The 19,463-nt window shown below is 70.5% G+C and carries 13 protein-coding genes; 3 read left to right on the forward strand and 10 right to left on the reverse strand.

Annotated elements, in window-relative coordinates; translation table 11 throughout:
• Window positions 1–4: 4 nt before the first annotated feature.
• The 5 genes from Scani_RS17800 to Scani_RS17820 all read right to left on the reverse strand — a co-directional run bounded on the left by Scani_RS17800 (window position 5) and on the right by Scani_RS17820 (window position 6,783).
• Window positions 5–1,330 (reverse strand): OmpA family protein, encoded by a 1,326-nt coding sequence (locus Scani_RS17800; protein ID WP_159477108.1) that lies wholly within the window; start codon window positions 1,328–1,330, stop codon window positions 5–7.
• A complete protein-coding gene (locus tag Scani_RS17805) occupies window positions 1,327–2,232 on the reverse strand; it encodes a hypothetical protein (protein ID WP_159477111.1) in 906 nt (301 codons plus the stop codon). Before Scani_RS17805 ends, Scani_RS17800 begins: the two co-directional genes overlap by 4 nt.
• 29 nt (window positions 2,233–2,261) lie before the next feature.
• Complete coding sequence (locus Scani_RS17810) at window positions 2,262–4,568, reverse strand: hypothetical protein (RefSeq protein ID WP_159477114.1); 2,307 nt, start codon at window positions 4,566–4,568, stop codon at window positions 2,262–2,264.
• Window positions 4,565–5,194: a toll/interleukin-1 receptor domain-containing protein gene (locus Scani_RS17815; protein WP_159477117.1), complete on the reverse strand. Its 630-nt coding sequence runs from the start codon at window positions 5,192–5,194 to the stop codon at window positions 4,565–4,567. The genes Scani_RS17810 and Scani_RS17815 overlap by 4 nt, the downstream gene beginning before the upstream one ends.
• Before the next feature lie 227 nt (window positions 5,195–5,421).
• Window positions 5,422–6,783 (reverse strand): helix-turn-helix domain-containing protein, encoded by a 1,362-nt coding sequence (locus tag Scani_RS17820; RefSeq protein WP_308686578.1) that lies wholly within the window; start codon window positions 6,781–6,783, stop codon window positions 5,422–5,424.
• A gap of 582 nt (window positions 6,784–7,365) precedes the next feature.
• Here Scani_RS17820 and fabV point away from each other — a divergent pair.
• Window positions 7,366–8,574: an enoyl-[acyl-carrier-protein] reductase FabV gene (fabV, locus tag Scani_RS17825; RefSeq protein WP_159477123.1), complete on the forward strand. Its 1,209-nt coding sequence runs from the start codon at window positions 7,366–7,368 to the stop codon at window positions 8,572–8,574.
• A 266-nt stretch (window positions 8,575–8,840) separates the two neighbouring features.
• Here the strand turns inward: fabV and Scani_RS17830 are convergent, their stop codons facing one another.
• From Scani_RS17830 to Scani_RS17850, 5 genes are all read right to left on the reverse strand, one after another.
• Window positions 8,841–9,278, reverse strand: a complete 438-nt coding sequence (locus tag Scani_RS17830; RefSeq protein WP_159477126.1) for an ATP-binding protein — start codon at window positions 9,276–9,278, stop codon at window positions 8,841–8,843.
• Between the two features lie 539 nt (window positions 9,279–9,817).
• Window positions 9,818–10,921: a CPBP family glutamic-type intramembrane protease gene (locus Scani_RS17835; protein WP_159477129.1), complete on the reverse strand. Its 1,104-nt coding sequence runs from the start codon at window positions 10,919–10,921 to the stop codon at window positions 9,818–9,820.
• Between the two features lie 339 nt (window positions 10,922–11,260).
• Window positions 11,261–12,679: a purine-cytosine permease family protein gene (locus Scani_RS17840; RefSeq protein ID WP_246295960.1), complete on the reverse strand. Its 1,419-nt coding sequence runs from the start codon at window positions 12,677–12,679 to the stop codon at window positions 11,261–11,263.
• Window positions 12,680–12,897: 218 nt separating this feature from the next.
• On the reverse strand, window positions 12,898–14,691 hold the full coding sequence (locus tag Scani_RS17845; RefSeq protein WP_159477132.1) for a pectate lyase-like domain-containing protein: 1,794 nt from the start codon (window positions 14,689–14,691) through the stop codon (window positions 12,898–12,900).
• A 346-nt stretch (window positions 14,692–15,037) separates the two neighbouring features.
• Window positions 15,038–16,873: a glycoside hydrolase family 15 protein gene (locus Scani_RS17850; protein ID WP_159477135.1), complete on the reverse strand. Its 1,836-nt coding sequence runs from the start codon at window positions 16,871–16,873 to the stop codon at window positions 15,038–15,040.
• Window positions 16,874–17,448: 575 nt separating this feature from the next.
• Here Scani_RS17850 and Scani_RS17855 point away from each other — a divergent pair.
• Together Scani_RS17855 and Scani_RS17860 are read left to right on the forward strand one after the other, a co-directional pair.
• Complete coding sequence (locus tag Scani_RS17855; RefSeq protein WP_159477138.1) at window positions 17,449–18,189, forward strand: HAD family hydrolase; 741 nt, start codon at window positions 17,449–17,451, stop codon at window positions 18,187–18,189.
• A gap of 201 nt (window positions 18,190–18,390) precedes the next feature.
• Complete coding sequence (locus Scani_RS17860; protein WP_159477141.1) at window positions 18,391–19,365, forward strand: trypsin-like serine peptidase; 975 nt, start codon at window positions 18,391–18,393, stop codon at window positions 19,363–19,365.
• Window positions 19,366–19,463: the final 98 nt, after the last annotated feature.

Genomic DNA, 19,463 nt, shown 5'->3' on the forward strand with positions numbered 1-19,463 from the left:
ACCCTCACTTTCTGATGATGTCGATGTCGACGCGCCGGTCGCACTGGAGCCGGTCCTCGGCCGTCATCCGGCCCGTCGCGGTGCGGGCCGGCTTCGCGCACCCCGTCGGCAGGCCCCGGCCGTATGCCGTCACCCGTGCCGCCCCGAGCCCGATCAGGACCTTCTTCACCGCGTTCGCCCGTGCCTGCGACAGCCGCTGGTTGTTGTCCGACCGGCCGCGCGGGTCGACGTAACCGGAGACGGTGACCCTGCTGCCGGGGGTGGTGCGGGCCCGGACCGCGACATCGTTGAGCAGCGGCAGTGCCTGGGGGCGGACGGTTGCGGAGCTGGTGTCGAAGAGGGCGGCCCCGGGGAGCTGGTACGTCTCGGGGCGGTCGTTGGCGTACTGGACCACCGGGTCCTGCGCCGGCTTCTTCCGCGGCGCGCGATGTCCGGCCGTGCCGATGGCCGTCCGGGCGACGGTGCAGGAGGTGCCCGGGGCAGCCCGGTCCGCGCCGCACAGCGTGCGCCACAGGGTGGTCAGCCAGGTGCGCTGGGCCGCCGTGGGGGCCGGCTGGTCGGCGGCCGGCTGGCCCAGACCGGCGAGCGTGAGGTCCACCCCGGTCAGGGACGGGGTCTCCTCGCGGGCGGCGCAGACCCGGGCGATGGCCCTGATCTCGCTCTTGTCGCGGAAGGCGGCCGCCCGGAGATCGGCGCAGCCCGTGGTGGAGAGCCCGTCGGTCAGGACGATCAGGCTGCGGGTGCCGGACGCCGCCTCCAGTGAGGAGGCTCCTGCCGCGAGGGCCGCGAGGACGTTGCTGCCGCCGCTCCGGGGGGCGGCACTCGCGGCCTCGCCGACGAGGTCGGTCAGGCAGCCGACCGCCTGCTGCTTCCGCTTCTCCCGGTTGATGGGGTTGTCGTTGTTCTTCGCCCAGTCGGCCGACCGGTCCTTGGCGATCCAGGTGATCTGCGCCGCGTCGCCGCTGAAACTGCCCACCGAGACCATGTCCTTGCGCGCGACCACCTTCGCGAGAAGGGAGCCGACGCTGTGGGCGTAGTCGCGTCCGGTGGTCCGGCCCCGTACGGAGGCGGAGTCGTCGACGAGGACCACCGTCCGGCCGGCGGTGTCCACGGGTTCCTTCATCCAGGCACAGGCGTCCAGGCGTGGGGAGTCGCCGCAGGCGCCGAGGAGACCGGCCATGACCGCCATTCCCAGGGCCGCGGCGAGCGGCGGGAGGGCGCGGCGGCGCCCGGGTGACCGGAGTGCTGCGGGGTCTGCGGGGTTCGCGGGAGGTATGGGCTGCACGGGATGTACGGACTGCAGCGGATTGACGGGGTTCACCGGGCTCACGGGGCCAGCTCCTCGACGTCGGCCGCGCTGTCCACCCACGAGAAGGGGCTCAGCCCCATCTGGCGGCAGAATTCGCTCAGCGCCTTGTCGTAGGCGTTGGCGTACTCGAACAGCCCCACCTGCTCGTGGTGCTTGGTCGCGGCCGTGAGGACGTTGGCGAGCGCCTCGGCCCCGTTGCGGCGGGTGTTCTTGAGCGCCTGCATGACCTTGAAGAAGTCCTCGTCGGCGAGGGCCGCGGCGAACGGCACCAACAGCCGCCGCTCGGCCGGGCCCAGGGTGCCGAGGAGCTCCAGTTCGCTCATCACCCGCAGCCAGCGCTCGGTGCGCGCCTGCACCTGCCCTGCCTTGAGCTCACCGAGGCTGTGCTCCTCGGTCAGTCGCAGTTCGGCGAGGTGGAAGGGCAGCACATGTTCGCGCAGGGCCGGGTCGATACGCATCCGCACCGACGCCCGGCAGCGGATCAGGCCCTTCTCGTCGTTGTAGCACCACCCGCCGCGCAGCTCCTTGTTGACGGCCTTCTCCGCGGCCACCGGATCGCCCGGATCGCAGGCCCGGGCGACGGCCCAGGCGCGGCGCAGCAGTTTGCACCGGGCCGCCTCCTCATGGAGCACCGCGCGCTCGCGCAGGGTGTCCAGCGTCATCTCCCGGCTGCTCCAGCGGAAGTGCGGGACGAGTTCAAAGGCGAACACGTCCCCGCGGGCCGCCACCGACAGCACCTCGTCGCCCGGCGGCAGTTCCACCGCCACCTCGGCCTGAGCCGCCTGGCCGGCAGTCGCGGGGCCGGCGGTGCCCTCGGCCTCGTCGACGGGCTCGGGACCGTCGGCGGTCTCCGCGTCGTTCCTGCCCGTTACCCGGCGCCACCAGTTGCGGAGCCTGGTGCGCAGTCCTTTGCGCTCTGTCATGGTCGTACTCCTCTTCGTGCGGGCGTCGGTCAGGACACGGAGCCGGTGGTGAGGCCGCCTCGGACCGGCTGGTGACGGAGCCGGCCGATGGTGAACGAGTCCGGGTGACGGCCGGCCCACATACCGAGGTAGAAGCCGGCACGCAGGGACAGCGGCCGGGAGCAGATGCGCGGTACGAGCAGCTCCAGGAAGGCGGCGAGTTCCTTGTCCGCGTCGCCCGCGAGCAGCCAGCGCCGCAGCAGGTCCCAGGCGCGTGTCGAGCTGTCCTTGCCCATCAGGGCATGACGCCACAGGCGCACCAGGGCATCGGCGCGGTCCTGGTCGGTCATGGCGGTGTCGGCCAGGACGGGCCGGTCGCGGCGGTCCGGTCCGGCGCCGTAGCGGCTGAGGATCAGCAGGGTGCGGATCGCGTGGCGGTTCAGATGGTCGTTGTCCGAGGTGATCCAGTGGTCCAGGGCGTCGGCGGTCGGCCCCGGGGCGCCGGCGAGGTAGAGCCAGGACATCGAGAAGGCCACCGAGCTGCTGAACGCCAGCTCCGGGCGGGTGCCGAGTTCCCGCAGCGCCCAGAGGGTGTCCGGGACGTCCTGCGCGCCGACCAGCGTTCCGTACGCCCGGGCCGCGCTGTCCTGGAGCTGCCACCGGGGGCTGCTCAGCCAGCTTCTGATCTGGCCCCGCACCCGGTGCACCAGCCGCGGATCGTGGGCCGCCATCTCCAGGGCCAGCGCGGCGGACTGCCGATAGGCCGCGGACTCCCCGGCCCAGTGCCGGATCAGGTCGCGGTAGACGCTGTCGAAGTCGTGGCTGAGCAGGATGCCCGCGATCTGCGCGGCTCGGACCCGGATGCGCTCCAGCGGGCCGGAGACCAGCGCCGTCAGCCACTCCCGCAACGGGTCGCGCAGACTGTCGTAGTCGTGCCACACGACCTCGATGACGGCGTGCATCAGCTCCTCGTCCACCAGCCTGGCGCGCCGGGGGTTGTCGTCGGCGCGGCCGCCGGGCGCGGCGTCCGCGGAGGCGCGCATCTCCTGCGGGATCAGCTGGTCCAGTTCCCGCTCGAAGACGTGGTTGGTGGGCGCCGGTTCACGGGTTTCGTAGCGGGGCAGGACGGTCGCACTGAGGACCTCGCCCGCCTCGAAGACGTCGGAGAGCGGATGGCCGTGGAAGAAGGCGTAGGCGATACGGAACGCCTGGCGGTGCGGATCGAGGACCGGGCCCTGTGAGGTCTCGGCGGGGACGTGCAGCAGTCGCTTCGCCAGGCGGCGCAGCCGGTCGCGCCACTGGTTGATGACCTCGCCGAGGCTGGTGTCCTCGGTGTGCACGCTCTGCGCCAGGACCTCCGCGAACTCCACGACGCTGCCCACGGACGGGGCCCCGTCGAGGGTGCGCTGCACCTGCGGCGACTCCAGCATCCGGGTGATGAACGCCGTGGTGTGCTCGTCGGTGCAGTCCTCCCGGGTGCAGACGCCCGGGTGCCCCGCCAGCAGTCGGCGCAAGTGCACCGCCAGGACGTCCCCGAGGAGGGGGCGCCGGTGCTCGAAGGCGTGGGGGCGCAGCCGGTCGGGGTCCACCGGTCCTGGTTCGCCGATGACCACGAGGAAGGCACCCTGTTTGCGGGCGAGATGGCCGAGGGTCTCCAGTGTCGACAGCTTCAGCGGCTGGTCGTCCAGGTCCACCAAGTAGCCGCCCGGGGTGAGGAGTTCGTCGGCACGCCGGCACAACGCCTGGAGGATGCCGGGGGCCTCGCTGTGCAGGATCCGTACGCTGTCGTCGGAGCAGCAGCCGGCGAGCAGGGTCAGCGCCGTGGACCGGCGGCCGCTTCCCGGCTGTCCGGCGAGTACCACGATGTGCTGTGCCGCGAGCCGGGCGGCCATCTGTGCCTGCTGGTCGACGTCCTGATGGGAGTCCAGTTGCTGGGCGATGGTGAGCGCGGAGACACTCAGCACCTGGATCTCGACGCCGGTGTCCGCGCCGATGGTCAGCTGCTCGGCGTAGAAGGCGGAGCCGCTGCCGTGGGCGACGGCACTGCGCTTGAGCTTGTTCAGGGCGTTCTGCTGCCGGGCCTGCTGGTAGCGGGTGAAGTCGCCGCCGTCGCCGGTTTCGCGCCGGCGGGAAGCCCGGCCGGTGTCCTGGGCCGACGGGCGGTTGTCACCGCTCCTGTCCGCTGCCACCGGCTCGTTCGCCGGACCCGCGGCGACGGCTTCGGGGTGGGCCGCGCCGGTCTCCCCCGGTTCGGGCGCGCTCTGCGCCGGTTCGTCCGGGGTCGCGGACGAGAGGTCCTCACCCGGTACGTCCTCCGGGGCGGCGCTCTGCGCGTCGGGCTGTTCGGTGTCGCTCACCGCTGCCCTCCGCTCTTCGCGTCCCGGTTCTCGTTGTAGGTGGCGGGGCCGCTGCCGTAGCTGACGGCGCTGCGCTTGTGGACGGCGTCCCCGCCCGCGCGCAGCCCGCCACTTCCCGGGAGCCCCTCGCCGTCGGTCGGGGACGGCTGCCGGGCCGTGCTGCTCACGGGTACGTGGTGGCGCAGTGCCTCGGTGATGACGGGGAGGTCGAGGTGCGCGTACGGCACTCGCAGATGCATGACCTGTCGTTCCGCCAACCCTGCGATGGTGTCGGGCAGTTGGCCCTTGGTGGGCAGCACGGCCGTGTCGATCAGCACCGGGACGACGGTCTTGCGCCACTCCAGCGCGCAGCGGATCTCGTCGTGGACGTAGTCGCCGGGTACGTCGATCCGGCGCCGGCCGTCGTCGTCGCGCAGAGTGAGCCAGTTCGGGCCGATGAGCACGAGGAGGACCCCGCAGCTTTCGAGCGCCCGCCACAGGTCGGGCGGAAAGTGTGCGCCGGCCGGAATGGCGCGGCGGTCCCGGAAGACGTTCTCCGGCCCGAATACGTCCTTCAATTCCTCGTCGAGCAGGACGGCTGCTTCGGCACCGTCGCCGGTCCGGTAGTTGATGAAAACGCCGGCCATGTTGTTCTGCCTTTCCTCGGGTGACAGCGGTGGATTACGGCAGCGGTGTGCTGCACGGGCCACTCGGGCTGTCGCTGGGCGCAGGGGGATGAAGCCGAGATTCACAGGGGTTTCGGGCGCGGTCAACGCGTTGCCCTCGGCCTTTTGGCCGGGCAACGGAACACCACGGATACGGCGGGGCGGCGCTCTTCGGCGGCCTTCTGCGGGGAGCGGGCCGGGGCGGGAAGTCAGGCCGGAGTTTCCGGCCCGGTCCGGTGGGTGTGCAGGCCGATCGCGATATGCGGAAGGGTCCGGCGAACGGTGGGATTCTTTGGCCAACGATTGAGTGCGCGGCTCAGCCGCAGAAGATCGGCACGGATCGTGGCCGAGTCGATGAGGGCCACATGGGAGGCGACCAATTCCGCGATCGCACAGGCCTGTTCGATGTCGCCGACGTTCGCCAGTGCAAGCGCGAGCCGGGCGCCATATCGGGCCCTGGCCCGTCGGGATTCCGGCGGAATGGCGTCCAGACCGTCCCCGAGCAGGGTGACCGCCTCCGCCGGGGAACCGAGGTCGTGCATGCACCAGCCGGCGACGAACGCCGTCAGATCCGGCAGATGGATGCTGCCGAGGACCGGCTCCCCGCCGCCCGGGGGCGCCGCACCGGACGTCAGCTCCGCACCGCGGTCGAGAGCCCGGCGGCATGCGTCACGGTCGCCCACCAGGGCGTGCCCCTGTGCCTCGCGCTGCGCGGCGAGCCCGCGGATGCGTGCGCTGCGGGCCTGCTGTGCGGCTCGCCGGGCCAGTTGGACGGTGGCCACCGAATCGCCTGTGTACAGGGCGAGTTCCGCCCGGCGGACCAGGGCGTAGGCGGCCAGTTCGTCGTCCCCGCTGTCCGCGGCGAGCTGGACCGCCTGCTCGGTCCACCACAGTGACGCCGCGTCGCTGCCCGCCTCCTGCGCCATCCACCCGGTGTACTCGGCGAAGCGGGAGGCGAGCCGGAGGACGGTGTCCCGGTCGGCGGGCCGTGCCTGGTGTGCCATGCCGCGCAGGGCGCTGGTGGCCGCGATGCAGAGCTGGGCGACCACGGCCGGCCCGAAGAGCTGCCCCATCCGGCGGAACTCGTCGAAGACGGTGCGGAAGTACGGCAATGCCGCATTCGACTCCCCGCTTTCGAAGGGAGGGGGTGCGAGGGACCAACTCACCAAGGTGGAAGGCATGGCCCCGGCGCCGAGCGATGCCCGGTCGAATGCCACGAAGTCGCTCTCGCCGCCGGCGTGCATACGTAATGTCCAGGGCGTGGTGACATCCGCTTCGGCGAGGGGTGTCGCGACGGTGCTGCGCTCGGGCGCGGAAATCAGACCGCTGAGTTGCCCTCCGGCATTGAGGGCGCTGTCGCATAACTGGGCAAGATCGTGACTGGGCGCCTTCACACCGCGCTCGATCTTGCTCAAGTGGCCTTTGGAAAAGCAAATCAGGTGCGCCAGTTCTCCCAGCGACAGCCCCGCTTCGATCCTTCGTCGGCGTAACTCCGCACCGAACCACACAGGAATCCGCTGCACCCCGCTCGCCCCCCTCGTCGCTCGCGACCGGTGAGGGGAGTGTGCCACGCATCACAGTGACTCTCACATAGTCTTCACACATTGCTTGCTATCGGTTTCATCACGCTCCGCTTCCTGCGGGGTAAATCCGCTTCTCCGCAGGAAGGGGCCCTTACGCAACGGGCACTTCGCCGCGCTCCGCCGTTCCGTAAGCGTGAGGATCATGAATCCGATCCCGCGAACTCGGCGTGCTCCTCGCGCACACGGAACCCGGCGCACCGACGATCGAGGAAGCCCTCTGCCCGCGCACCGGAGAGCCCGCACCGCTCGCCCGGCGGCCGGTCGACGCCGCCGGCCCGCCGGCCCGCCGGCCCGCCGCCCGGTACGTCGCTCGCACTCCCGGCCCGCCCCGCCGGGGCCAACCAGGCCCCCTGATGGACACCGCCCCCTCTCACGGACAGTCAGCACGAAACAGGGCACGGAAGGCCCGTCACGACCCGAACTGAGGAGAACCCTCCAAAACCACCCGGCCAACACTGTGTCCGCCGAGACGATCATGGGGAGGTCCGGAGCCGCAGACTTGCGGGGCGGCACGCGCTCCGGTGGCGGCCGCTGCTCCTCCGCGACGAGACGAACCGAAGGACGTGCGTCATGAGCGAACGTGTCATCACCCCGCGCAGCCGCGGATTTCTCTTCCTCGACTCCCACCCGGCAGGCTGCGAGCGCCTGGTGCAGGACATGTGGCAGGCCGCCCCCTCGCCCACCCATGTCCCGGACGACGCTCCGGTGGCGCTGATCGTCGGCTCCTCGGCCGGCTACGGACTGGCCGCGACGATCGCCGGCCTCGCCCGGACGGGCATCCGTGGCATCGGCGTCTGCTTCGAGAAGGCCCCCACCGAGCGGCGCACCGCCACGGCCGGCTGGTACCGGACCGCCGCCACCGCCGAGCTCGCCCGACGGCACGGCCACGAGATGGTGTTCCTCAACGGCGATGCGTTCTCCGACGAGATGAAGGACCAGGTCTCGGACGTCCTGCGGCGGCGCTTCGGCCGTCTGGACCACCTGATCTACTCGGTTGCCGCACCACGGCGCACCGACCCGGAGACCGGTGTCACCTATGCCTCGGTCCTCAAGCCCATCGGCGAGGCGTACCGCACCAAGACCCTCGTCTTCGACGGTACCGGGGCGCCGGAGGTCAAGGAGGTGGAGACGCCGCCGGCCGAGGACGACGACATCGAGCAGACGGTGGCGGTGATGGGCGGCGCGGACTGGGAGCGGTGGGTGGACCATCTCGCCGACCGCGGTCTGCTCGCCGAAGGATTCAGCACGGCCGCCCTGTCCTACATCGGCTCCCCTCTGACGGACGGGATCTACCGGCAGGGCACCATCGGCGCCGCCAAGACCGAGCTCGAAGCGACCGCCCGCGCGCTCGACGAGCGCCTGCACAAGCTGGTCGGCGGGCGCGCGGTGACCTCGGTCAACGGGGCCGCGGTCACCCAGTCCTCCACCGCCATCCCCGGTATCGCCCTCTACGTCGGCCTGCTGCGCGGTGCGCTCGGCGAGGGGATGGTGCCGCCGATCGCGCAGTTGGCGGACCTGTGGGACCAGCTGACCGGTGTCCGGGCACTCGAAACCGATGAGGACGGCCGGGTCCGTCTCGACGGCTGGGAACTCAACAGCGCGGTGCAGGCCGCGGTCACCGAAAGGTGGGAATCCGCCACCACCGAGACCATTACCCGTCTCGCCGACCTCGACTGGTTCCACGGCGAGGTCCAGCGCCTCTACGGTTTCGCAGTACCGGGCATCGACTACACGGCCCCGACCGCGACACAGGTTCCCTGGCCGGACGCCACTGTCTGATCCTCGGAACTCCACCGACCGGAATTCTTGTGAGGTTTTCCGAACGGCCGCCCCGCGCCTGCCGGCTGGAACGGCGACGTCGTCACGTAGACGAGTGAACGCGCTCTTCTCGCGGAAATCCCTTCACCACAAGGGCAGTATTCCGGAGGAATGACGGACGGGTCCGGAGCGCGGGGGCCGGGGAGGGCCGTTCACGGGCTTGCGCGGTGAAGGCGATTCCGCCGTCATGGAATCCTGCGGCAGAACGTGCGCTGCACGCCGGCCGGTCAAGAGGAGTCGCGGTCCTGACGGGGAATGATCGCGGTCACGGTTTTACCGGCCGACTCCCTCTTGATCTTCACGACGGTCGCGATACGGCAGACCATCGACCATCCAAAACCGCCGCCCTCGCCGGTGACGTCGGGGGTACGGGGGCGAGGAAGCACAGGGCTGGAGTCGTTCACGTCGACCACCACCGACTCCGGACCGGCCCTCAGCCGCAGCGTGCAGACCTTTCCGCCCGCGTGCCGGACCGCATTGGTCACCAGTTCGGAGACCACCAGGATCACTGCCTCCCTGGCATCCCTTTCCACCGCGGGTTCCAGTTGTTCCAGGAAGGCGGTGGCAAGGTGCCGGGCAGGTCCGACGGCTTCGGACCGACAGTCCAGTTGGAGTTCCAGCACCGGCGACGCCGTAACGGTGCGCGGAGCCTCGGCGGTGCTCATGATAAAGCTCACCTCATATCGCGTCGACTTACCTTCAGGCCGGAAAGCGTGCCCTCTTCCCGGGCCACCAACCACAATTCTTCGAGTTCCGGCGAAATGGTTGGTTCCGCCGCGACGGTGGAATAACCGGCCCCACACCCGTCTCGGTCGGACAAGGCCGAGCGGCGTGCTGTGGAACACCTCACGCCGCCTCGGCAGCCGGACGGAGAGCGCGGTCACCGCCATACCCCTAGGGCCTGCCACACACACCCGGCGCCGTAATGATCAGCGCGAGAAGCAGCCCGGCGGAAGCGGAACCACCGTCATCATCCTCCGGACAATCGCGTGCCCACATCCGACGCGAACAATCGGAAATTACGCCTGTTTGCTTTCCGGCCCCATGGGTAAGAGTCGATTCCTTCGCGGCGTGACACGACAATGGACGAAGGTCTTTCCGCACTGCCTGCCGGGCCCTGCGCAGGGCATCGCGCCAGGCCGGTCCTCACTCGACGATCAATTCCACCCCATACCAATAAACACGGACAAATAACCCATCTCCGTTAAACCTCACTACGCCGAAATACCCGAGCGCCTCGGTCATGCGACAGCCACTCGCGGCCGGCAGGCGACGGCCACTCCCGCTCGATCTCCGAGGACCGCCCTTCCCGTCCGTCCGGAACGAGCAGCGGGCCGATCCGGGCCCAGTCGCCCGCGCCGTGTGTGGTCACCGCGGACGGATGACCGGGCCGGGACCGCTGCGCCCGCGCCCTCACCAAGGACGACACCAGCCTCGCCGCGACGAAGACCGTCGCCGTGGCCGCCAGATACCCCAGTTCGAGCACCGCGGCATGGGTCGGGGCGACCCTCGCCGACCAGCCCGCCCCGCGCTGTACTCCCTCGAACACGACCCGGTTGACGCTCAGGAAGGCCACATGGGTGCCGATCGCCGCCCACAGCGGCGCGGCTCCCGGTGCCGTCCGTGCGGCCACCAGCGTGAGGCCGAAGACCGAGAGCAGCACCAGATAGGCGAGCGGATCCTGCCCCTCGGGGGTGAGCCCCATCGGCGCGGCCGACCCGCCCACCAGATGGGACACCCCGGCCTGCACCACGGTGGAGGCCGCCGGGACCAGCAGGAAGACCCCCGTCGCCCCCAGCGCGGAGACCACACCTCCGAAGCGGTCACGCAGGGAGACCCAGGCAAAGCCCCGCAGTGTCGCCTCCTCGGGCAGTGCCTCCAGCAGCACGGCCACCAAGGCGTTGCTCACCAGGAATGCGGCGAGGGCTGCCGGGTCCAGGCCGGACCAGCGGACCCACCCGAGCGCCGTGCCGGCCCCGAGCACGACGGCGGCACAGGAGGTGGTGACGGCCAGGCCGCGGAGGAAACCGAGCGACGCCGCGGAGCGGGGCCCGAGCCCCAGGGGAAGGACCCGTGTCGTCCGCAGGGCCCTCAAGCCCAGTACGGCGGGGACGGCCAGCGCGCTCACCAGTACGGCGGGCAGCAGCTGCCGCAGATAGCCGTCGACGCCGAGCGTCCGGGCGAGGGCCTCCCCCAGCGCATTCCCCGCTCCCAGGGCACATGCCATCACCGCGCCGCCGAGCAGCGCTCTCCCCCAGGCCCGCCCCGCGGACCCCCGAGTCGGCGTCGTGCCGTGCGTCGTAGTCATCGGCTCTCCCTTCGCGTTCTGCGGGAGGGGCGTCCGGGGGCGCCCGCCGGAAGCCTCCGTGCGCGGCGCACCGGGCCGGTGGGGCTCGTCGCCCCGACGCGGACACACCGGGCGGGCACCGGACCGCCGTACCCCGCAAGCTGTTCGAGAGCTACGTGTGCCCCTGGCACCGACGATGAAGCCGCGCCCCGGCGGGCCCGACACGAACGGCGCCGCAAACCCTCCTGCGGCATGACCTGCCGCGGCCGGGGACTACATCCCCCGACCCAGCCGCCGTACCCGAAGCGGCGGAGCCGGCCGCCCGGCACTGCCCGGAGCCGCCCCTACGGCGAGCCCGGTCTATCCGCCCGCGCCCGGCACCGCCACGGCCTGCTCCGCCCTGCGCTCCGCACGCGCACCCGCAAAGAGCCTCAAAGGTGCGTAGACCGCCACGGAAACGAGGAACGCGACGTAGTACGCGAGATCGGCACCGTGCAGCGCGGCCGCCACGGGGCCGACGAACAGGGTCGTGTCCATGAACGGCACGGCCGCCGCGAACGCGATGACGAACGCGAGGCAGGCGGGCCACCACGGCTGGGGGCGGACGAACTCGGCCTCGACGTCGATCGGCGCGCCCCGGCGGGCCTTGGCGCGCTGCCTCGCGTCGACGAGCACGATGCCCACGAAACCGGGGATCCAGTAGCCCACGAACAGCAGCAGGTTCTGGAAGCGCGTGGTGGTGTCCGCGGCGTGCATCCAGAGCACCAGCAGAAAGCCGAGCACGGCCGCTGCCGCCGCGGCGAGCGGCCGGGGAACCCGGATGCCGGCCGTCTGGAGCGCCAGCGAGCCGCTGTAGTCGTTCATGGCGTTGCTGCACACCGCCGCCGCCGCGATGGCCAGCAGGCCGAAGGCGCCGAGGACTCCGCCGCCCAGCAGGCCGTGCACCCCCGCGGCGGTCTGGTCGGTGAACAGCTCGGCTCCCCACAGCCCCAGTGCCTGCACCCAGGCGAAGGAGAGCACCATGCCGAGCACGGAGTACCAGAACATCCGGGGCCGGGACGTCGTACGGGGCAGGTAGCGGCTGAAGTCCGAGGCGTAGGGGGCCCACGAGATGGCCAAGCTGAGCGCGATGGTGCTGGTCAGGACGAAGGCGCCGAGACGATCGGCGCCGTGCGCGGAACTCGATACGGGAAGCGGCACCCCGGACAGCAGCTTGACGCTCAGGACCAGGAAGGCGGCGCCCAGCACGAAGGTCATGACCGTTTGGAGCTGATGGAGCGCCTCGTAGCCGAAGACGCCGACGGCCCCCTGGAGCAGCAGGACCACCAGCGCGCCCAGCCAGAACGGCCAGCCGAGCAGTTGGGCCAGCGCCTCGCCGCCGAAGAGGCCGATGAGCGCGTCCCAGGCGACGGAGGAGAGCCACTGCATGATGCCGGGTAGTGCCACACCGCGGCCGAAGGCCAGCCGCGACAGCGGCAGCTGGCCGGTCCCGGTCCGGCTGCCCCAGGTGCCGAGGTACGCGGCGGGCACCGCGCCGACGACCGTGCCGAGCACCATCGCCGCCAGGGCCGTCCAGAAGTCCAGCCCCAGCGAGACGCCCACCGTGCCGGAGAACACCCCGGTCATGGTGAGGTTGGGGGCGAACCACACGGTGAAAAGGCGGGCAGGCTTTCCGTAGCGGTTGTTTTCGGGCACCGGCTCGATACCGTGCCGCTCGACCGCCAGGTCACCGGTCCGGGCAGGCATCCGCCCTCGGAAGGCGGATTCTTCGATGATCATGACTCTCCAGGCTCAACAGATGCGCCGCCCTACGGTAGGCCGGACGCCCGGCCCGCCCGTCACGGCCCCCTGGCACGGCGCCGCCGGCCGCTGCGGCGCGGAGGCAGGGGCCGTCCCAGGGGCCGCCGGGTTCAGGGCCCTCTCATCCGGGAGGCCCGGGAGTCGTGAGCCCGGCCTCCCGGGTCAGCCCGCGGAGAACACCGACCGGCGATCTCGGCTCACGGATACGACACCACCGTCGACGGCACCGTCGAGGTACCCGACGTGGCCGCGCCGACGCCGTTGATCACGTGCTCGTACTGGCCCTTGCCGCCCAGGGAGGCCACGAGCAGATCGTGGAACTTCACGCCCGGCTTGTCCGGCGCCTCGAATCCGTGGTCCTGGCGGATGGTGGGATCCACGTTGTAGAAGCAGTAGCTGCCCAGGCCCCACCCTTCGTGTGTGGTCACCGCGTCCGCGATCTTGTACGCGGCGTACCCCTTGGTGCTGCCGTTCTGCACCGCGGCCTGATCGGGCGCGTCGTACGCCTTCTCGTTCTGGAAGAAGACCGTGCGGCCGCGCTCGCCGCGCCACTCCACGTCGTACTTGTTGAAGTGCTCGACGAAGAGCCCGGTCGCCAGGACGTCGTCGCCGTTGACGCGGACCCCGTAGTCGGCTCGGTTGGTCTCCCAGCCCACCCCGTCCCCGTGGTCGGCACGCCAGACCCAGGTGTGATCGACGATGGTGTGGTTGCTGTTGATCACCATGCTGGTGGTCGCCTTGCCGGCGCCCGCCCCGCCGATCCGGATGAAGACGTCCTGGACCGTGGTCGGATGGTCGGCGTGGCTTGCGGAGGCGCCCTCGGGGCCGACCTCCAGCAGCGTGGCGGAGTTGACCGGGCCGGCGTCGATCAGGAAACCGGCGAGCCGCACTCCGTCGACGTCGGCGACCTTCAGGGCCGTCACCCCGTTGTCCGGAACGAGGGTCGCGTACCCCAGCCCCAGGACCACCGTGTGCGCGCGCCGCACCTCGATCGCCCGGTCGAGGTGGTAGATCCCGGGTGTGAGAAGCAAGTGGAGCCCCTGCGCCAGCGCGGCGTTGAGGGTCGCCGCGTCGACGCCGGGCTTGGCCACATAGAACTGGCCGAGCGGCAGGGATGAGCCGCGTGGTGTGCCGTTGCCCCAGGTGGTGCCGCGGGCGTGGGTGCGCTTCTCGGGCAGGAAGACCCGGTAGTCGGCCCCGTCGAGGTAGAGGAAGGGCTTCTCACGGGAGACCGGGGTGGTGTCGAGCGTGGTGTACGGCGGGTCGGGGAAGCTCTGCGCGGGAGCTCCCTCGACCCCGGAGAACACCATGTTCCACACGGCATTGTTCCAGCCGCCCACCGAACTGTCCCGGGTGTACCACTGCTGCTGGGAGTACGGGCCCACCGCGCCGTCGATCCGGCTGTCGGCGATGTAGCCGCCGCTGGCCCAGCCGTAGCCGTCGGGGGACAGATTGAGTCCGCCCCTGACGTGCATCCGCCGGAACGGTGCCGCCTGGGCCACCGCCCACCGGTTGGTGCCGTTGACGGGACGGAGCGCGAGGTTCTCCGCCGAGCGCCAGAAGTTCTGCGTCGCATTGCCGTTGAACCAGCCCGCGTCGACGGTCACATCACCGTTGAAGGCGGTGTCGTCGGGCGACAGCCCCAGGCCGGCGATGGAGGTGTAGAAGCCGAGTTGGGCGTTCAGACCGTTGTAGGTGCCGGGCTTGAAGAGGAGTTGGTACCTCCCGCTTCCGAACTGGGCCGACTCCTGCCGGTGGAAGATCTCGTCGAGCCTGCCCTGGATATCGGGCGTGGCAGGGTCGAAGACCAGCACGTTGGGGCCGAGGTCGCCACCGCCCGGCAGCGCAGCGGCGGCAGGCGCCGCAAAGGCCCGGGAGGTGAGCGCCGGAAGGCCGGCCGCCGGGAGCACGGCTGCCATCGCGGCCAGGACTCCACGGCGTGAGAGCCTCGGCGTACGGGGCGCCGTGGCATCGGTGGGGGGTGTGGGCATAGCAGCTCTCCTGTTTCAGGAAGTGAACGAATGATGTTCATGGGAGCGCTCTCTTGCCCGATGCATGTTCATCACATGTGAACGGCGCGTCAAGACTTCTGTCGGGAATCCGGAAACTTGGTACCGACCAATCCTCAACTCATCGTTGCAATAGTCGAGTTGCTACCATTTCTTCCCTTCCCCGACGCTCCCTCAGCCTGCTCCGCGTTCAGTAAATGTCGATGGGCGCGGGGCGATCGCCGAGGGTGTAGTCGTCGCCCGCGGAGAGGGGCCCTCACCGTTTCGCCGGAAGCCGGGCCGGGCCGGAGCCACTGTCGCTCGATGGGCGGTGGACGACGTCAGCCCCTCAGCCCAAGGCCCGGTCCAGGTTGAATGCGGCGCTGATGAGCCCGAGATGGGTGAAGGCTTGGGGGAAGTTGCCGATCTGCTCGCCGGTGTGGCCGATTTCCTCGGCGTACAGCCCGAGGTGATTGCCGTAGGTGAGCATCTTCTCGAAGGCGAGCCGGGCCTCGTCCACCCGGCCGGCACGGGACAGCGCCTCCACGTACCAGAACGAGCAGATCGAGAAGGTGCCCTCCTCGCCTCCCACCCCGTCCGGGCTGCGGCGGGGGTCGTAGCGGTAGACCAGGGAGTCGGACACCAGCTCCTCGCCCAGCGCGTCCAGGGTGGAGAGCCACTTCGGGTCGGTGGGAGAGATGAACTTGGCCAGCGGCATCATCAGGACGGACGCGTCGAGGACATCGTCGCCCTCGTGCTGGACGAAGGCCTTGCGCCTGTCGGACCAGCCGCTCTGCATGATCCGCCGGTAGATCGCATCGCGGGCATGCGCCCACCGGGGCATATCCGCCGGCAGGCCCCGATGCGTGGCGATCCGCATCGCCCGCTCGATCGCCACCCAGCACATCAGCTGCGAGTACAGGAAGCGCTGGGGTTTGCCGCGGGTCTCCCAGATGCCTTCGTCCGGCTGGTCCCAGTTGTCGCAGACCCAGTCGACCAGGGTGCCGACGGTGGCCCAGTGGTCGCTGGACAGCGGCTCCCCCCATTTGTCGTAGAGGTAGAGGGAGTCGATGAGGGCCCCGTAGATGTCCAGTTGGAGCTGGTTGACGGCATCGTTGCCGGCCCGGACCGGCGACGAGCCCAAGTGCCCCTCCAAGTGGCGGAGTTCTTCCTCGGGGAGTTCGCTGCGGCCGTCGATGCCGTACATGATCTGGAGCGGTCCGTCGGAACCGTTGTGAAGGCCGAGGTTCTCGGACAGGAAGTGCACAAAGGCCTTGGCCTCGTCGGTGAAGCCCAGTCTGAGCAGTGCATAGATACAGAACGCGGAATCCCTCACCCACGCATAGCGGTAGTCCCAGTTGCGCTCGCCGCCGACCCGCTCGGGCAGGCTGGTGGTCGGGGCGGCCACGATGGCGCCGGTCGGAGCATAGGTGAGGAGCTTGAGGGTGAGCGCGGAGCGGTGCACCATCTCCCGCCAGCGCCCTCGGTAGCGCGAGTGCGACAGCCAGGTGCGCCAATACCGCACCGTGGCACCGAACAGGTCTTCCGCCTCCGCCACCGGGCAGGCCCGCGGCTCCACCCCGTCGCCGATCCGGTCGAGCGCGAAAACCGCGGACTCCCCCTCGCCCAGCATGAACGAGGAGGTGGCGTCCGGGCCGTCGATCTCGACCGGAACGCTGGAGGTCAGCGCCAGGGAGAGATCCGGGGAGGCGAACACGGTCTGGCCCTGCCGCATACTCACCGTGTGCGTGCTGCGCCCGTAGTCGAAGCGGGGCGCCACGCGGACGGTGAACGGCAGCGCCCCGCGTACGCACAGCACCCGCCGGATCAGCCGGTGGCGGTCCGCCTCGCCCGAGTCGTCGACGATCGGCATGAAGTCCTGGACCTCGCCGACGCCGTGGTCCGCGAAGAACCGCGTGATCAGGATGTTGGTGTCGGGAAAGTAGAACTGCTTCGTCCGGGCGGGTACGTCCGGGGCCAGCTCGAAGGCTCCGCCACGGTCGGCGTCCAGGATCGCCGCGAAGACGCTGGGTGCGTCGAAACGTGTGCAGCAGTACCAGTCGATGGTGCCGTTGGTGCCGACGAGCGCGGCCGTACGCATGTCCCCGATCAGACCGTGCTCGGCGATGGGGGTGTAGCGGAGCGCGTCCGCTTTGCCGGGGCGGAGGCTCACAGCGGCGGTCATACGACCTCCCCGGGACGGGGCTGCGGGAGCAGTGGATTCAGGTTACCTCCGCGTGATCGTGGGCGGCGAGTTGCTTCCGTGCGGCTCGGGCGGGAGGAGGAGGGCGGCGACGAGCGGCGCGCGCCTGGAGGCGACCCCCGACTCATCACCGTGAGTTACCAGCGTTGACGGCGGGTCGCGTACGTGCGCTGAAACTGCCGCGCACAGGCGTCCACGGCCACGCGGTCGGCGGCGCCACGGGCGGCGCGGAAGGCCGGGGAGTCGACCGCGTCCCGTTGCCCGTAAGGGTGTGGGGTGTCCGACACGGGGGTGCCCCTATGCCTTTGGCCAAGGGAGAACGAGGGTGCGTGCGGTCGGCGAGCCGGGCAGCATGGCGAGATGACCGACCTGCTGTGAGATGACGCGCGGTGCGCAGAAGGCTCCGTCGCAGCGCATCGCGAACAGGACGAAGGCCGGCGGCCCCATTGCGGAGCCACGAAGAAGGTGACGGGGGGAGGAGGGGACGGACGGGACTGCCGGATGCCGGCTATCTGCCATCCCCATCAACACCGGCTCAACTGCGCTAGGAAGAACGCATGAGTCTCCTCCCTGCCTGCGGCCCCGAAGGCCCCATCCGCACCGCAACGGCCGCCCCGCAAGACGCGCCCCCGGCCGCCGTTCGCGCCGTGCTCTTCGACTTCTCCGGCACGCTGTTCCAGATCAAGACGTATGAGGACAGGATCCAGGACGCCCTGGGGCGGCCGGTGGACAACGCGACGATGGACCGTCTGCTGAGCGGGCTGGAAGCGGGACTCTCCGATCCCGAGGTCATCCGGGCCCAACAAGCCCGGGACGTCTCCTCGGAGGCCCACCGGCATGCCTTCACCACGTGGTACGCCTCGGTGCCCGAACTCGCTCCCTGCGCCGAGGCGCTCTACGCACAACTGCAGGCTCCCGAGCAGTGGCTGCCCTATGCGGACGCCGCCGCCACCCTCGCCCGCCTCGCGCGCAGCGGGACGGCCCTGGGGGTGGTGAGCGATGTCGGCTGGGATCTGCGGGCCACCTTTGCCCACCACGGCCTCGACCGGTACTTCTCGGCCTGGGTGCACTCCTACGAACACCGCACGGAGAAGCCCGACCCACTGCTGTTCCGGCACGCCTGCCGCGAGCTGGGCGCGGATCCGTCGGAGACGCTGATGGTGGGTGATCATCCCGCCAAGGACGGCGGTGCGGTCGGGGCGGGCCTGCGAGCGTATGTGCTCCCCGCGGGAGCCGCGCCCGGTTCGCAGCGCGGGCTGGACGCGGTGCTGCGACTGGCCGGGCTGCCCTCGGCCTGAACACGTGGTGGAGGCCGGTGCATTGACGGCGCCCCACATCTGCGGGGCGCACCACCGGCCACCCGGGCGCGGCACCTCCCACCCACCAGTAGGAATTACGGCCCGGCCTCTCGCCCTGGACCTGCCCGCCGTAGGACGATGGCACGCCCGCCTCGTATGCGCCCCCGTCCCGTACGCCGTGCCCTGGGGAGGACCCGGATCATGAGCAGACCGATTGCTGCACGCGGCCGCTTCACCCTCCTGCTCACCACCCTGTTTCTCGGACTGTCGCTCGCTCTCCCGCCCGGATCCCTCGCCCTCGCACTCACGGCGGACAGCCCGGACGGGCCCGGGCACCTTGCCACGCCGGGGGCCACCTACTGGACCCCGCAGCGGATGAGGGCAGCGAAACCGGCCGTCGTCACCAGGAGTTCGGAAGCGCGGCGTCCGGCGGCGGGCACCACTCCGCCGAGCCACCCCTTCGACGGCCTCCCTCAGGTGGGGACCTTCTTCTGGACGGACGGCAGCAACACCGGCCGGTTCTGCGGCGGCACGGTCGTCCGCAGCCCGCATCACGACCTCGTGGTCAGCGCCGCACACTGTCTGCGCTCCCCCGACCCGAAGCGGCACCTGTCGTTCGTGCCGCAGTACCACGACGGGCTGAAGCCACACGGGATCTACCCCGTCGACCGCATCTACCTCGACCAGCGGTACTACGACCTCGGTACGGACGCGGGGGCACGCTGGGACTACGCGGTGGTGCGGCTCGGGGCGAGGGAGGACGGGGCCGAGGTGGAGGACGTGACGGGCGGCTTCGAGCTGCTCCCGTACCCGGGCTACGACCACCGGAAGGTACGGCTCATCGGCTACCCCGGCAACAGCGACACCGCCCACCCCAAGCCCCTGGACTGCACCTCGTCCACGCATCGCTACACCAGTACCGACCCGGCCGCCCCCGGCGACTTCCTGGAAATTGCCTGCGCGGGCTATATCGGCGGCACCTCCGGTGGTCCTTTCCTGGTACGGGACTTCACCGGTTACGCCCTGATCGGTGTCATCGGCGGCTATCACACAGGGGGCGACTTCCCGGACGTCTCCTACAGCTCATACTTCACGACCGACATGCTCGCGCTCTATCTGCACGCCGTCCGCGGCGATACACCTGCCACACCGCGCCCGGCTCCGCCGTCGAAGTGAGTCGCCCTTTCCCCTTCCGCCTTCCGTCCTCCTTCTCCCGCGCCATCGCTGATCGACATATCCGGGCATTGCCTTGGGTCCTGTTAATGTCAGCGATG

Origin of the sequence: Streptomyces caniferus, from assembly GCF_009811555.1 — a bacterium.
Classification (GTDB): Bacteria; Actinomycetota; Actinomycetes; order Streptomycetales; family Streptomycetaceae; genus Streptomyces; species Streptomyces caniferus.